Origin of the sequence: uncultured Cocleimonas sp., from assembly GCF_947495625.1 — a bacterium.
GTDB lineage: Bacteria > Pseudomonadota > Gammaproteobacteria > Thiotrichales > Thiotrichaceae > Cocleimonas.
This window is the reverse complement of sequence record NZ_CANLZW010000024.1, coordinates 59,676-75,733: the sequence shown is the minus strand read 5'-3', so window position 1 is coordinate 75,733 and position 16,058 is coordinate 59,676. Positions and strand designations below refer to the sequence as shown.

Sequence of the window (16,058 nt, the reverse complement as noted above, 5' to 3'; positions counted from 1 at the left end):
CCAGATCCTCCCAGACATAAGAAAAGCGAGCCTCAGATGAAGTTCGCTTTCTAATGGTAAACTGTGGGACAGTAGTGAAGTCACCCCCCTACTTTCAGGCACTTTTTTACGAAAAATACGCCTGATTAAATTACAACATTATGGTGCTTTTTCTAACGCCTAATACAAAAAGTGTACCGAAATAACTCGCCATAGCGGCAAACACCAAGCCTAACAAAGTCAGCGCTTTACTGCCTAAGCCAGCTGACTGCCACCAACTTTCGGCAGGATTAAAGTAAGTAACAATCACCGCCATTGCGATTAGACCAACCGCAATACGGAGAAAATCTTTGACCCATACTTTTTTAAACGCTTGTTGGGGTTGATAGATTTGTTGCTTACGTAATTGATAAAACAGCAAGCCAGCGTTGATATAACCCGATAATGCTGTTGCCAGTGCTAACCCGGCGTGTGGCCCGAGAATACCTGATTGATACCACGGATAGACGATTAAGGCGCTCAACACAATATTGCTAGCCATCGAAAAAATACCGATTTTTACAGGCGTCTTGGTATCTTGGCGTGAGTAAAAACCAGGTGCTAAAACCTTCACTAAAATGAATGCCGGCAAACCAAACGAATAAGTCATTAAACTCATGCTCGCCATTTCAACCAGCGTCCAGTCATTGACACCGTTGGCCAATACTGTTGCCAATATCGGTTTTGCTAGTAGCATTAACCCAAGCATTGCGGGTAATGCAATCAGTAAACCTAAACGGATACCCCAGTCCAGAGTTTCACTGAATGCTTTACCTTTTGCATTGATGTGATCACCCGAGAGTTTGGGCAATATCACAATGCCTATCGCCACACCGATGATCGCTAAAGGCAGTTCTACAAAACGATCTGAGGCGTATAGCCAACTGATACTGCCCACCGCTAGCATTGAGGCGATTGCGGTATTAATCAAAATATTAATCTGTGCGACTGATGATCCCAACAAAGCAGGAATCATCAATTTCATGATGCGTTTAACCCCTTCATGACCTCTTTTAAAACTGGGTTTCGGCATTAATCCTAATTTGATTAAGGTAGGTAGCTGAAAAGCGAGTTGTAAAATACCGCCAATAATCACACCCCAGGCCAACGCTTCAACAGGTTGTTCGAAATGTGGCGCCCACCAGATTACCGATGAAATTAACGCGACATTTAACAGTACAGGGGTAAATGCAGGTACGGCAAACTTCTGAAAGGTATTTAAAATAGCGCTTACAAACGCGGATAATGCGATAAAAAAGATATAAGGAAAAGTAATCAATAACAGGTGTGCAGTTAGGTCAGCTTGTGAGCTGTCTTTAATATTAGCTTCATCACCAAATAAAAAACCGGGTGCAAAGATGATGGCTAATAAAGGCGCTGCAATCATCCCAATGATGGTAATAATAAAGAGCACTAGCGTTAATGTGCCAGCCACATGATTGAGTAATTTCTGTAAATCTTCCTGACTTTTACTTTCTTTGTATTCTGCTAAAACAGGAATGAATGCGAGCGAAAATGCACCTTCGGCAACCATTCTGCGTAAAAGATTGGGGATGCGAAATGCAACAAAGAAGGCATCAAGCGCACCACCAGCAGGGAAAAAATGAAAGATAATCGCATCACGCGCTAGCCCAAGCACACGAGATATCATTGTCATAGCGCTAACGATAGCGCCCGAGCGGAGCATTCGACTCATTCAAATTCTCAAGTTATTTTTGTCAGGCGGAGTGTATTACGCAACCGCATTAACAACAAGACATCACCGTAAGTTTAAAGACTAAAGTAGTGTATTGCGGGCAGCCCCTGGGGTGATACCGGTAATCTGTTTAAATGCCTTTCTGAATGCCACTTCGCTGCTATAGCCTACCAATTCAGCAATTTCCAACATCGATTTTTTGCCTTCTTTTAATTCGGCATTCGCGAGTTGCATACGCCATTCACCCACATAGGTCATCGGCGGTTTACCCAATAGCTCAGAGAAACGTGCAGAAAATGGCGCTCGAGAAATGCCCGCTTCCATCGCCAATTTTTCAACTGTCCACGCTTCGGCAGGATTATCGTGAATCGCAGTCAGCGCACGACTAACTTGAGTATCGGTTAATGCCGCTAATATTCCTGATTGCGGCGCACTGTCATTGATATGCGAACGCACCGCATAGATAAATAAAATTTCAGACAATTTATCTAATACCACATCAGAACCCGTCACGGAGTTGTCTGTTTCTGACTTCATCAAATCAATTAATATTTGTAAACGCGGCTCAATAACATTGCCACTGCCTTTTACTATCACCGTGTCGGGTAATGCATTGATTACAGGGTTGCGTCCAGGATCATCAAAATCAAAGTAACCACAGATTAAAGCGGTTGCGCCATCGATATCACACGAATCTACTTCAATAGGATTTGAAACATGCTCATCTTCGTTATAAATCTCAACATCCGTGATGCTATGTTTTGAGTCTCGTGGGAAAACAATCAAATCCCCTGTATGCAATGGAATGGATTTTTCTTGGTCAGGTAGATGCAAAAAACAATTGCCCCCTGCAATTAAATGGAAGGTACTGCGCCCTGAACCGGATGTGTCTATCACCCACGATCCACAATAACTGGCATGAAAAAACACGCTGGCTTTAAATCGTAATAATCGCAACACACTACTGAGAACATCTGCATTAATCATGATTACTCCTTATTCGAAAAAAAGCCCCTGGTTCTTCATAGGTTCGATTTTTTAAAAAAATCTCACACCGCAATGCATAAATTCCTTAGGTCACTTTTAACAGCAAAATGAAAAAGTCGCTTAAAGTGGGGGGGGTGCCTTAATTGAATACTGAATCGTTATTCACAATAAAAATAAACAAAAAGACGATCAGACATATTAGCGAGATTCCTGGACGTAGTTGCAAATTCAGCAAATCCCTAAAATACAATCATAGACAGATTATAAGGAACTCAAAATGAATCCACTAAATACATTACTACAAAAAGCAGCAACACAGAATCAAGCTGCCTTTCAACAACTCTATACAGAAGTGTCACCGAAATTATTTGCGTTGTGCTTACGCTTAGTCAATTACGATAATGAAGCGGCAGAGGAAATTCTTCAAGAAGCTTTTATCAAAATATGGAATAAAGCAGATAAGTTTGACGTACAAAAAGGTAATGCAATGGCGTGGATGAGTACCATTGTTCGTAATCAAACGTTTGACCGTTTACGCAGCTATAAATCACGCCCTGAATTGGTTGAAGAAACAGAATACGAAACTATCGAATACACGGCCAACGATTTACAACCAGAACAAAAGCTACTTTACAGACAGCAAATAGCTAAATTAAAAGATATGCTGGACGAGCTACCCGCAAACCAACGCGAATGTATCACTCATTCTATTGTTTATGGACGTTCACATTCTCAAATTGCAGATGAGATGAATGTTCCTTTAGGTACGGTGAAAGCCTGGTTACGAAGAAATATCAAAGTCATCCTGGATGTGATGTCAGATACTGATGCTTACGGATTACATTAATCCGTAAGTTTTTCTTTTAAGTAATTGATATAGTTTATATTAACAGTATGGAAACGCTATTCTGAATCTATCTCTGTACCTTTCCATCCAGCTGTTAGCGTGTATAAATCATCGACACAATCAACAGGCAAACTGACTTTTAGTGAAGCTTTATCAGAATATTCGCTAGCTAAAAGAATGCCTTTTTGACTTTCAATCCAGCGCCTTAAAGTCGGTTCATCGGCATAATCACATTCAATTTTAACGTCTTGATGCGGTACTTGCTCAATCAGTGTGAGTAATTCTGACGCCTGTTGTGTGGCAGTGCCATAAGCCCGAACCAGGCCGCCTGCACCTAACTTGATGCCACCAAAATAGCGTATCACGACAGCTACCACATCACCGATATTCTTATGTTGTAACACATTAAGAATAGGCTTACCTGCGGTGCCACTCGGTTCACCATCGTCATTGGCAGCTGCGCTCGCTGCATTATCAGGATTACCTAGAATGTATGCCCAGCAATGATGCCTAGCATCGGGGTATTCAGCTCTGGCTTGATCGACAAATTGAATCGCTTCTTCTCTGGATGTAGCGGGCGCAATCCAGCAAATAAATCGGCTTTTTTTGATTTCGTATTCTTCAATGACTTTGCTTTTGGGAACTCGATATGAGGTTAAAGCAGGTTTATAATTCACTAAATAAAATCATCCCATGATTAATATTATTGGTTTTCAACATATCTAAGTGGTTATAGGATACATCAGTAAAAGCTTGGTCACCCCCCTACTTTAAGGCAGATTTTTAAGATCCACTAGCTCATTAAACTTTGTCATCCAATTCAGTCAAGCTTTGAATAACTATAGTAGGATCAATTCCCCATGGATCGAAAATAGCCAGTTGAGAGCGTTTCACCCATGCAGCGCTCATCCCTATATTTACAGCGCCAATCACGTCAAACGGATTGCTAGAGACTAACCAGGCGTTATCAGTAGTGGATTCAGATTGCTTCATAAAGTGATGATAAACCGAAGGATTCGGCTTAAATGTTTTTAGATCATCGACACTCACAACACCATCGAAAAAGTCTCTTATACCTGCTGTCACCAGTAACATCTCTACTGCTTCAGCGCTGCCATTTGAGAAGGCATATAGTTTGTGCCCCGAATCTTTCATTGCAGTCAAACCAGCGTTGACATCATCAAAAGCTGGTAAGGTTTTATAGCTTTCTAACAATGCCTGTTTATCAGATTCAGGCAAATTCAGCCCATAAAATATACAGGTGTATTCAAGTGCCTGCGCTGTACAAACTGCGAAGTTCTGGTATTCCTGCATTAGACCGCGTCTAAAAGAGTATTCCAGTTGTTTCTCTCTCCAGGTGTTTGAAAATCCCTGAGCACTAACGCCGTCAATACCACCAACAATTTCTTCTAATTTACTCACAACGCCGTGCGTATTAATGAGTGTTCCGTATACATCGAAAGCGATACTTTTCTGTGGGCTAGCGGGCATAATTAATCCTTTTATTAGATCTGTTTATTGTTTATGGATGATAGTTATTTATAAAGTAACGATAAAGCTTAGTCTATTTTTAGAGTAATACTGTACGTATACCCATCTTGATTAGATGTAACCAAAATCAAAGACTATTCAACCACGTTGCAACAGCGGCCGTGACTTCATTTCCTTTACCCTTAAAGTAATGATCTGCGCCCGGCACAATCACTTGAGCTGATTTCGGATCCCCTGCCATTTTAATATCAGTAAGACGACCTTCCGCCATTCTTAACACTGCCGGATAGTCTTTATCACCGTATATATCGAGCACAGGAACTTTCATTTCAGCCAATGGAAAAGGTTCTGCCATCTTTTGTTTATAATCAGTAGCGCCCATACCTGCACCAATATAGCCAATCACAGATTCATCCAATAATCCTTTTTGATTGCGTACCCAATCCATCGCCATATGCGCACCACAACTGTGTGCAAGAATCACTATTTTCTTTACACCCTGTTTCTTTAAATAGGTGATACCCATATCAATTCTCTCTGCTGCTTGAGGAAATAAAGGAACATAATCATAGTATTTAGCTGATTTTTCTAACACTGGCATTTGTAAAGATAAAGTCCGCCAGCCACTCGCTGGAAGCTGGGTTCGTAGCGGATATATGGCGTCTTCCCAATTAGGATGAAATCCACGGCCGTGAAGAATGAGCACCGCACCTTTCTGACCTTTATCGGATTTATCAGATTCAGCCTCCATATCTATCGCCATGAATGCATGGCCTTCATTGGCTGTATCCTCAAGGAAGATAACCTCTCCGTCGAGTACTGCATCTTCGACTTCAATCGCCATGCGCTTTTCGCGTTCAAGATCAGCTTTCGCCACAACGGCTTTAGCAAAAGCATTAACAGACACACTAGATAATGCTAATAACATACTAATAAATAATGCTTTTATTAAATTTTTATTCATTGTTTCTCCTCAATAACTATGACTAATTATGTTTCTATACTGGTAATTACATGAGCCCCAAAATTGTGTATTTTCTGAGAATATCATAGCCATAAGCGTTGAATCTATTTCACCTCTATCTAAAAAGCGATGAGATAAGCAAAAAATCGTTGTTATAAGTATCACATAAGACCATTCTGTTTCCTTTTTGTTCTTTACCTTTCAGTCGATTAAAGGTAATTTGTCACTTACCGTAAGAAAGTCGCTGACAACTAAAATATCTTTCTTAACACAGGGCTAAATCACTATAAAAATCCATCTCAGCAAGAGGTGTCTAAAAGGGTTTGTATAAATCATGAGTAATGACTATAACGCTGATTCGATAACGGTTTTAAGCGGGCTTGATCCTGTACGTAAAAGGCCGGGAATGTATACCGAAACCACCCGTCCCAATCACCTCGCTCAGGAAGTGATAGATAATAGTGTCGATGAAGCCCTCGCTGGTTTCGCCAATAAAATACAAGTCATACTGCATGCCGATGGTTCACTATCAGTAACTGATAATGGACGTGGCATGCCGGTTGATATTCACCCTGAAAAAGGTGTCTCAGGTGTTGAAGTTATCCTTAGTACCTTACACGCAGGTGGTAAGTTTTCAGACAAGAACTACGAATTCTCTGGTGGTTTGCACGGTGTAGGTATCTCTGTGGTAAATGCGCTTTCGCTTATTCTGGAAGTCCGAATCAAACGTGATGGCAAAGAATACGAAATGGTATTTGAGAATGGCCACAAAGCATCCGAACTTGAAGTCATTAATACCGTAGGCAAAAAGAACACGGGAACATCGTTGCACTTCTGGCCAAATGGACAATACTTCGACACCGTTAAGTTTTCGGTTAGACGTCTTAAACACAACCTACGCGCTAAAGCCGTATTATGCCCTGGCTTACACATTTCCTTCACTGAAGAAGCGAAAAACGAAACCGAAGAATGGTATTACGAAGATGGTATTCAGGATTATTTATTAGAAGCCATTGATGGATTTGAAAGACTTCCTGTAGAACCCTTTTTAGGTGAATTTAAAAGCAAAGGTGAAGCCGTCGATTGGGCAATATGCTGGTTACCAGAAGGTGGTGAACTGGTTCAGGAAAGCTATGTAAACCTGATTCCTACTTCACAAGGTGGCACCCATACCAATGGCCTCAGAACAGGCTTGACTGATGCCTTACGTGACTTCGCCGAGTTTAGAAATCTATTACCACGCGGACTCAAACTGGCTCCTGATGATATCTGGGACAAGCTGTGCTTTATTCTGTCTTACAAAATGCTCGATCCCCAGTTTTCTGGTCAAACTAAAGAACGTTTATCTTCACGTGCAGCTGCAGGCTTTGTCTCAGGGGTGGTGAAAGACGCGTTTAGTTTATACCTAAATCAGAATCCGACGATTGGTGACTTAATCGCCGAACACGTTATTAATAACGCACAAAAGCGCGCAAAGGCGTCGAAAAAAGTTGTTCGTAAGAAAATAGCAACAGGCCCGGCACTTCCCGGCAAGTTAGCCGACTGTAGCTCACAAGACCTTAATCAGACTGAAATCTTTCTGGTAGAGGGTGACTCGGCGGGTGGTTCCGCAAAACAAGCGCGCAGTCGTGAGTTTCAGGCAATCATGCCATTACGCGGTAAGATTCTAAATACCTGGGAAGTCGATTCTTCACAAGTTCTAGCCTCTAACGAAATACACGATATTTCAGTGGCGATTGGCGTCGAGCCTGATAGTCAGGACTTAAGCGAATTACGCTACGGCAAAATTTGTATTCTCGCCGATGCAGACTCGGATGGTGCGCATATCGCCACCTTAATCTGCGCCCTGTTCGTGCAACATTTTTCTACCTTGGTAGCTGCGGGACATGTGTATATTGCAATGCCACCTTTGTACCGAATTGATATCGGTAAAAAAGTAGAATACGCACTCGATGAAGAAGAGTTAAAGGCCACGCTGGATCGAATCGAAGCGGAAAAATTGACCGGCAAAATCAGTGTTACTCGGTTCAAAGGTCTGGGCGAAATGAATCCACTACAACTTCGTGAAACCAGTATGGATCCTGATACACGACGTCTGGTTCAACTGACCATGCATAATCCTGAAGAAACACGTGCAGTGATGGATTTGTTATTAGCCAAGAAACGTGCGCCTGATAGAAAAGCCTGGCTCGAAGAAAAAGGTAATTTAGCTATTATTTAATCTAGGTTACACTCTTAACTTACTGTTTTAAAAACTCTAAAACTATATGATTAATAATAAGTACACCCCCCTACTTTCGGGCACTTTTTCTAATAATAATAAATCGTATGGACACTCTTAATACATTATTTGCATCAATTAATTACCGCGATCCAGTCTGGATTGCGGTTGCATATTTGTGTGGTTTTTTGTTCTCGCAAATTAAACTTCCGCCCATGGTCGGCTACCTGATAGCTGGATTTATTCTTAGTGTAACAGGTGCAACGGGAGGTGAATTTCTTAACGAAATGGCTGACCTTGGTGTCACCCTTTTATTATTTACCATTGGTTTAAAGTTAAATATTAAGCAATTGCTGCGTCCCGAAATTTGGGGAGTTGCCAGCATTCATATGGCGGTTATAACAATAGGGACAGTATTAATTCTATTCTTACTAGCCGCCTTAAAAATCCCCATCTTCTCGCAAATGTCCACGCAGTCAATGTTGATTGTAGGCTTTGCCTTATCATTCTCCAGTACCGTTTTTGCAGTTAAAGTCTTTGAAGATAAAGGAGGCATGGCTTCGCAATATGGACGTATCGCAATTGGTATTTTGATCATGCAGGATATTGCTGCGGTGATCTTTTTATCTGCTTCCACCGCTAAAATACCCTCTGTCTGGGCTACGGTGATTATTATTGCACTGGTAGTTTCAAAACCTCTGTTAATCTTTTTACTTAAACGTGCCGGGCATGGCGAATTACTAATCTTGTATGGCTTAGTACTCGCATTAGGGGGCTCATCACTATTTGAATTAGTCAGCTTAAAAGGAGACCTTGGCGCTCTATTTTTTGGGGTTTTATTAGCGCAACATCCAAAATCCAGTGAATTGGCAAAATCATTACTAAGCTTAAAAGACTTATTCCTGGTGGGATTCTTTTTGAGTATTGGAATGTCCGTGACACTTACTCAAGATACTGTGATTATAGCACTGATTTTATTACTAATTATCCCCATTAAAGTATTTCTGTTTACTGTATTATTGATGCGCTTCCGTTTGCGCGCAAGACCTGCAACATTATCCGCGTTATCCTTGGGAAACTTTAGTGAATTTGGACTTATAGTCACTGCAATCGCAGTAAGTAATCAATGGCTAGAGCCTCAATGGTTAGCAATCATGGCCATTGTAGTGGTACTTTCTTTTATTATTGCTTCACCTCTTAATGTATACAATACCGATATCTACGATAAAGCCTCTACTTTTATACAAAAGTTTGAGCACAATAAACGCCTCCCTGGCGATGACCAGATCACACTTAAAAACACACGCGTATTAATTTGCGGCATGGGTCGAATTGGCATCGGTGCCTATGACCAAATGAATTTACAGTACGATGGTAACGTCTTGGGTATTGATTTTGATGATGATTCAGAAAAATATGAGCAAACCAGTCTGCGAAAAACGATTAGGGGTGATGCAACCAGCCCAGATTTTTGGCGTAGAATAAAAACACAAAACATAGATTTATCGCTTGTTATGCTATGTATGCCTAACTACAAAAGCAATATTAATGCTGCAATAGCATTACGAGAATGGGGTTACCAAGGCAAAATAGCAGCAGTCTCGAAATTTCTTGATGAAGAACCGGAACTTCATCAAAGTGGTGTGGATATCACTTTCAATATCTATGCCGAAGTTGGAACTGGATTTGCACAACATATTTTGCAACAGAATGAAGATTTATCTAGCTAATAATCCTTAATCAAGGCCACCTCTATGAATAAATCACGGAAGTCAGTTGCTTAAATTACTAAAAAATTCGATAAGTATTGTTATTGCAATAAGCGCATCAGTTTTTTGCGGGTTAATAGGTATTTTGTTTTTGGGCGACCCGACTCATGTCGCACTGATTAGTATTGTAGTATTACTGGTAACCTTATGGACCAATGAAGGATTGCCGCTGGGCGTCGTGTCCTTGCTCCCATTGATTCTATTCCCAGCGTTTGGGGTAATAACACTACCTGCCACTGCGAGTAATTATTCTAACTCTGTAATATTTCTGTTTCTGGGTGGCTTTATGCTTTCAATAGCCATTCAAAAAACAGGATTACACCGCTTTATTGCTGAGTTTATATTACCCAAAAAAGTAGTCACTCCAAGACGAATTATTTTCGCATTAGGACTGATATCGGCATTGTTAAGCTCGCTATTATCAAATACAACCACTGCCCTACTGTTATTGCCTGTGGCACTGTATATTTCAGATGAAAGAATCTTTAAGGCGCGCTTTTTGTTGGCCATTGCCTATGGTGCAAGTATTGGTGGAATCATTACACCAATTGGTACACCGCCGAATCTGATCTTATTGGGCTTTATGGAAGCCCAGGGATTAGAGAGTGTCAGTTTCATTAAATGGATGTTTATGACCATCCCTCTAGCACTAGCAATGCTGGCTGTTTTACCTTTTTTACTGAGCATTGGTTTACCTAGAGCACATGAGAAATTTGCTCTTGAACACTCTCAAGTACCAATGACTAAAGAGCAAAAAAAGCTGGCATTTACCGTTGTACTATTAGCGCTATTGCTGTTGTTAAATAGCCCTGTAAAACCCTGGTATCCCGGACTTGGTCTTGATGAAAAACTGATTATGCTGACATTCGGTATATCCATGTTTTTGCCCGGCATAAATTACCTCAAATGGGAGGATACCAAAGCAATACCGTATGAGATTATTTTTTTATTCGGTGCCGGTTTTGCCATTGCCAATGCCTTTATGGATAGTGGGCTAGCGAATTTAGTAGCGACACACCTAGAAAGTTTTTCAACAGTTCCAGAATTAATCTTGATAATTTTGATTGCTGTACTAATTATATTTTCGACAGAAGTAACTAGCAATACAGCTCTTGTTTCAATGGCTTTGCCAATTATTTATTCACTAGGAAAAGTGAGTAACATGGATACGTCATTACTTTTAATGGTGGCAACAATCTGCGGCAGCTATGCATTTATGTTACCGATAGCAACACCGCCCAACGCGATTGCGATCAGTAGCGGTTCACTAAAGATAAAAGAGATGATGAAGTTTGGACTTTTGATGAATATCATAGGAATTGTATTTATTTCTCTAATTGCCTGGTTTTTCTGGAAATAAAACAGCTTTGATTTAAACACACTGTAAAATATCACTACTGTTTATCAAATGATAATCTAGTGTTTAGAAGATGAATTAGGATTATCCAAAAACTCCATTTCCATAAGAATATTTCTTTAAGTTAGCCTTGGCGAAATCTATTTTGTGGGAGACATTGATTTCATACTGCCAGAATAAATTACATTACATATCCCTCAAGAGATTATTGAATGCAATCCCACCAGTTTTTTCTCTACCTACTTATTATATTACTAACGGCAAGACTGTTTGCAGAACTGGTGACACGCATGCAAGCACCATCTGTTATAGGTGAACTCTTGGCAGGTGTCGTATTGGGGCCTAGTCTTTTGGGATGGATACACCCCGTAGAAGCGATTAAGTTAATGGCTGAAATTGGTATTATCTTATTACTGTTTGAAGTAGGTCTGGCAACCGATCTGAAACGTCTTGTAAAAACTGGCGCAAAGTCTGCAGTTGTTGCAATCTCAGGGTTTATATTGCCATTGCTAATGGGTTTTTCACTGTCTTATTGGATTTTTGACCTATCAGTGCTGGTGTCTTTATTTATTGGTGGCACGATTACGGCGACAAGTATAGGGATTACTGTACGTGTTCTTTCGGACCTGCATCGACAGCACTCAACCGAAGGACAAATTGTACTGGGTGCTGCCGTACTGGATGATATATTGGGCGTTGTATTGCTGGCACTACTCTATGAGTTTTCTTCCGGTGGAGGAGTGAGCTTTTTTAATGCAAGTAAAGTACTTATATTTGTAGGCGCTTTTTTTGTATTGGCACCGATTGCAGCTAAGCTGATTTCATTGGTAATCAGGCGTTTTGATAACGTTAGCCTGGTCCCAGGATTACTCCCAACAACTGTCATATCTTTAGTATTATTTTTTGCCTGGTTAGCGCACGCTTTGGGTGCACCTGAATTATTAGGTGGATTTGCTGCAGGTCTGGCACTCTCACGACGCTTCTTTTTACCATTGGGTATTGCTTTAAATACCGATGAGCAATTTGCGAATCGCATCGAAGATCAAATGAGACCTATTGTTCAGCTATTCACGCCTATATTCTTCGTCTTTGTGGGCCTATCACTCAACCTTCACGAGATTGACTGGAGTTCACCATTTATCTGGGGGTTTTCATTGACGCTCGTGCTAGTGGCTATTATTGGTAAAATGATAGGCCCTTTTTTTATCAATGAAAATATGGCAACGCGGGTAATGATTGGTATGGCGATGATTCCTCGTGGTGAGGTGGGCATTATTTTTGCAGAACTTGGAAGAGTAAGCGGCATATTCAGCAATGAAATCTATGCCGGTATGATAATGGTAATTGCCCTTACTACATTATTACCGCCATTTGTAATGAAGTGGTATTACGGGCGATATGGTGAATTATTACAGGCTGAATCTTAGTTGGATATTATATTTTATTTAGTATCGTACTATTTAGGGAAAAGTTTTAATATAAAAACCAAGCAGAATGACACCCCCTACCTTTTAGGTGGTTTTTCATTTAACTGAATTAGAAACTCCTTAATAAAACCACACACTTCTGACCTTAGTCGTCAAGCTCTACTGATCAACCTCTTTAGCCTTTATACATTCTAAGAATATTATTAAGAATAAACAGTTATTATCGGTCGATTAAAATTATGTGCATCCTTAAAATTAATTAAGGATACGCTAAATTTTCCTGATCGATATAATCACCGCCTCCAAAAATTTCGTATACGAATTATTAGGTACTAAAAGGTATTAAAATGTTTCACCAGGTTACACAAGCTTACAATTTAAGCGCATTTGAATGGTTTCTTGTCATCGGCTTTATTGTCGTATTACTCATCTTTGTGGTATTTGTCTGGCGAAAAATCCAAGCGAAAATTCAACTAAGTAATGATGCTTCTGGATTAGATCATCCAGCAAAGAACTGGCATAGTGAAAAGTATGAAACAGTTCTTGAGTATCTCGATACTACACCGACAGGTTTATTAAAAAATGAAGCTGAATTAAGGCTGGATCAATACGGTGAAAATAAGCTCCCTGAACCAAAAACGGATAGCCAAATTATCCGGTTTATGTACCAGTTTCACAACGTTCTTATCTATGTTCTATTGGGTGCTGGCCTAGTCACGGCGATTTTAGGACATTGGATCGATGCCAGTGTAATTTTCGCTGTCGTTATAATTAATGCTGCCATAGGCTTTGTGCAGGAAGGCAAGGCGGAAGACGCGTTACGCGCTATCCGCCAGATGCTATCCGCCAGAGCCATGGTTGTGCGTGATGGCCGACAAAATACAATTCAAACGGATGCATTAGTGCCAGGTGACATTGTCTTATTGCAATCAGGGGATAAAGTACCGGCAGACTTACGTCTATTTCGTGTCAAAGGCTTACAAATACAGGAAGCAGCATTAACAGGCGAGTCAGTCGCCGTAGAAAAATCGACCCAGACTGTTTCAGAAAATAGTGTCATTGGTGACCGCATCAATATGGCATTTTCCGGAACAATTGTCACCCATGGAAAGGGTTCCGGCATAGTGGTTGCAACTGGCGCCAATACCGTATTGGGTAATATTAGTACTTTAGTTAGTGATGTAACAACCATAACCACTCCACTATTGAGGCAGATGGCGCAGTTTGGACGCTGGCTAACATTGGCTATTTTGATGATTGCTACGTTGAATTTCCTTATTGGTATTTATTGGCGTAATTTTGCATTGTCAGAGATGTTTCTTGCTTCTGTGAGTCTCGCAGTAGCAGTAATTCCAGAAGGTTTACCTGCCATTATGACCATTACACTGGCTATCGGTGTACAAAAAATGGCAAAACGCAATGCAATAATTCGTAAACTTCCCGCAGTAGAAACATTAGGTGCAGTATCTGTAATTTGCTCAGATAAAACAGGGACTTTGACGCGTAATGAAATGATGGTGCGCTCCATCGCGACACCTCTTTGTTTGTTTGATTTTGAAGGTTCAGGATATGATCCACATGGAGAGATAACCGTCAATAACAAGACAATTGAGTTAGATAATCATCCATTGTTTAAAGAATGCTTGAGAGCCTCGATGTTATGTAACGATGCTTCACTGGAGCAAGTCAATAATGACTGGGTAGTGCATGGAGATCCCATGGAAGGGGCCTTGATTGTCGCTGCTATGAAAGCGGGTCTGGATAGCGCGGTTGAGTCTAAGAATAATCCACGCACTGATTTGATTCCATTTGAATCAGAACACCGTTATATGGCTACTCTGCATCATAGCCATAACGACAAAGCGTTTATTTATCTAAAAGGCGCACCAGAAAGGGTTCTGGAAATGTGCGATCAACAGAGAACAATCAATGGCGATAGCGCTATTGATACGGAATACTGGCTGGCAAAAATTGAATCGATGGCAGCGCGAGGCCAAAGGGTGCTTGCTATAGCGGTAAAGAAAGTCCCAACTGAACACCATTCATTGAGTTATAACGATGTTGAAAACGGTGTAACCATGTTAGGCCTATTCGGTTTGATTGATCCGCCGCGAATGGAGGCTATTGAAGCAGTAAAAACATGCTCTGACGCAGGAATTCGCGTAAAAATGATCACTGGAGATCATGGTGCCACTGCTTTAGCCATCGCTCGACAATTAAAACTTGTAAATACTGATGAGGTTTTAACAGGTCAAGCACTAGAACTCATGAGTGAAGATGAATTGCGCCAGAAAGTGCTAAGTATTGATGTTTTTGCACGGGTTAACCCAGAGCATAAATTGAAATTGGTACGCTTATTACAAGAACAAGGCCTGATTGTTGCCATGACCGGTGATGGTGTTAACGATGCACCAGCTCTTAAGCGCGCGGATGTGGGAACGGCAATGGGTAAAAATGGTACTGAAGCAGCAAAAGAAGCTTCAGAGATGGTATTGGTAGATGATAATTTCGCCTCCATAATTCATGCTGTTGAAGAAGGTCGAACCATTTACGACAACCTCAAAAAAGCCATTTTATTTATCCTACCGACCAATGGTGGTGAAGCTTTAGTAATATTGGCAGCTATTATTTTTGGCTTCCACGAGTTGCCATTAACTCCAGTTCAGATACTTTGGGTGAATATGATCACAGCGGTCACATTAGCATTAACACTTGCATTTGAGCCTTCTGAAAAAGGTGTTATGCAACGACCTCCTCGCGATCCAAAACAACCATTATTAAATCGGTATTTAATTTGGCGTATCGCATTTGTATCGATAATTTTGATGCTGGGTACTTTCGGTATGTTCCTCTGGCAGCTGGATCAAGGCATGAATATCGAATACGCTCGAACCGTTGCGGTGAATACCTTAGTATTATTTGAAATATTCTATTTATTCAATGTGCGATACATCACCGCACCAATTTTAAATTGGCATGGCTTAACTGGAAACCGTTATGTACTAATTGCAGTTGGGCTGCTAATTTTGCTTCAGCTTGGATTTACCTACCTCCCACCCTTGCAGTCATTATTTGGCACCACTGCGATTGATTTAGCAACATGGCTAAGTATTATCCTGGTTACTTCTTCGGTATTAATTATGGTTGAAATAGAAAAACTAATTTTACGGAATTTTAGCTCTCAAAAAAACCGACCTAAAATCAAAGCTTAAATTTTAAACACCTAATATGTTATATCATGATTTTATGTCGAAGTTTCTGAAACTGAATCAGAGTCTATC

At 40.6% G+C, this 16,058-nt stretch carries 11 protein-coding genes; 6 read left to right on the top strand and 5 right to left on the bottom strand.

All coding sequences use genetic code 11. From position 1 onward, the window contains the following. Positions 1-130 precede the first annotated feature (130 nt). Together murJ and Q1A31_RS14010 are read right to left on the bottom strand one after the other, a co-directional pair. Positions 131-1,714 (bottom strand): murein biosynthesis integral membrane protein MurJ, encoded by a 1,584-nt coding sequence (gene murJ, locus Q1A31_RS14015; protein ID WP_299877841.1) that lies wholly within the window; start codon positions 1,712-1,714, stop codon positions 131-133. Positions 1,715-1,795: 81 nt separating this feature from the next. Further along, complete coding sequence (locus Q1A31_RS14010; RefSeq protein WP_299877838.1) at positions 1,796-2,701, bottom strand: AraC family transcriptional regulator; 906 nt, start codon at positions 2,699-2,701, stop codon at positions 1,796-1,798. A 277-nt stretch (positions 2,702-2,978) separates the two neighbouring features. Here Q1A31_RS14010 and Q1A31_RS14005 point away from each other — a divergent pair, with 277 nt between their 5' ends. Further along, complete coding sequence (locus Q1A31_RS14005; protein ID WP_299877835.1) at positions 2,979-3,548, top strand: RNA polymerase sigma factor; 570 nt, start codon at positions 2,979-2,981, stop codon at positions 3,546-3,548. A 56-nt stretch (positions 3,549-3,604) separates the two neighbouring features. Here Q1A31_RS14005 and Q1A31_RS14000 read toward each other — a convergent pair whose 3' ends face one another. The 3 genes from Q1A31_RS14000 to Q1A31_RS13990 all read right to left on the bottom strand — a co-directional run bounded on the left by Q1A31_RS14000 (position 3,605) and on the right by Q1A31_RS13990 (position 6,003). Next, the gene (locus tag Q1A31_RS14000) at positions 3,605-4,225 is read right to left on the bottom strand and encodes a YigZ family protein (RefSeq protein WP_299877832.1); all 621 of its coding nucleotides are present in this window, start codon (positions 4,223-4,225) and stop codon (positions 3,605-3,607) included. Positions 4,226-4,349: 124 nt separating this feature from the next. Continuing rightward, positions 4,350-5,039 carry a haloacid dehalogenase type II gene (locus Q1A31_RS13995; RefSeq protein WP_299877829.1) on the bottom strand — a complete coding sequence of 230 codons (690 nt, stop codon included), beginning with the start codon at positions 5,037-5,039 and terminating at the stop codon, positions 4,350-4,352. Positions 5,040-5,166: 127 nt separating this feature from the next. Then, positions 5,167-6,003 carry a DUF3530 family protein gene (locus tag Q1A31_RS13990; protein ID WP_299877824.1) on the bottom strand — a complete coding sequence of 279 codons (837 nt, stop codon included), beginning with the start codon at positions 6,001-6,003 and terminating at the stop codon, positions 5,167-5,169. A gap of 334 nt (positions 6,004-6,337) precedes the next feature. Here Q1A31_RS13990 and parE point away from each other — a divergent pair, with 334 nt between their 5' ends. The 5 genes from parE (at position 6,338) to Q1A31_RS13965 (ending at position 15,989) form a co-directional block, all read left to right on the top strand. Beyond that, positions 6,338-8,224: a DNA topoisomerase IV subunit B gene (gene parE, locus Q1A31_RS13985; protein ID WP_299877821.1), complete on the top strand. Its 1,887-nt coding sequence runs from the start codon at positions 6,338-6,340 to the stop codon at positions 8,222-8,224. A gap of 107 nt (positions 8,225-8,331) precedes the next feature. Beyond that, positions 8,332-9,954, top strand: coding sequence for a cation:proton antiporter family protein (locus Q1A31_RS13980; RefSeq protein WP_299877818.1), 1,623 nt, complete (start codon positions 8,332-8,334; stop codon positions 9,952-9,954). A 130-nt stretch (positions 9,955-10,084) separates the two neighbouring features. Further along, positions 10,085-11,353, top strand: a complete 1,269-nt coding sequence (locus Q1A31_RS13975) for a DASS family sodium-coupled anion symporter (RefSeq protein ID WP_366943027.1) — start codon at positions 10,085-10,087, stop codon at positions 11,351-11,353. 209 nt (positions 11,354-11,562) lie between these two features. Beyond that, complete coding sequence (locus Q1A31_RS13970) at positions 11,563-12,777, top strand: cation:proton antiporter (RefSeq protein ID WP_299877815.1); 1,215 nt, start codon at positions 11,563-11,565, stop codon at positions 12,775-12,777. A 347-nt stretch (positions 12,778-13,124) separates the two neighbouring features. Beyond that, entirely contained in the window at positions 13,125-15,989 is a 2,865-nt protein-coding gene (locus Q1A31_RS13965) for a cation-transporting P-type ATPase (RefSeq protein WP_299877812.1), read from the top strand. Positions 15,990-16,058 lie beyond the last annotated feature (69 nt).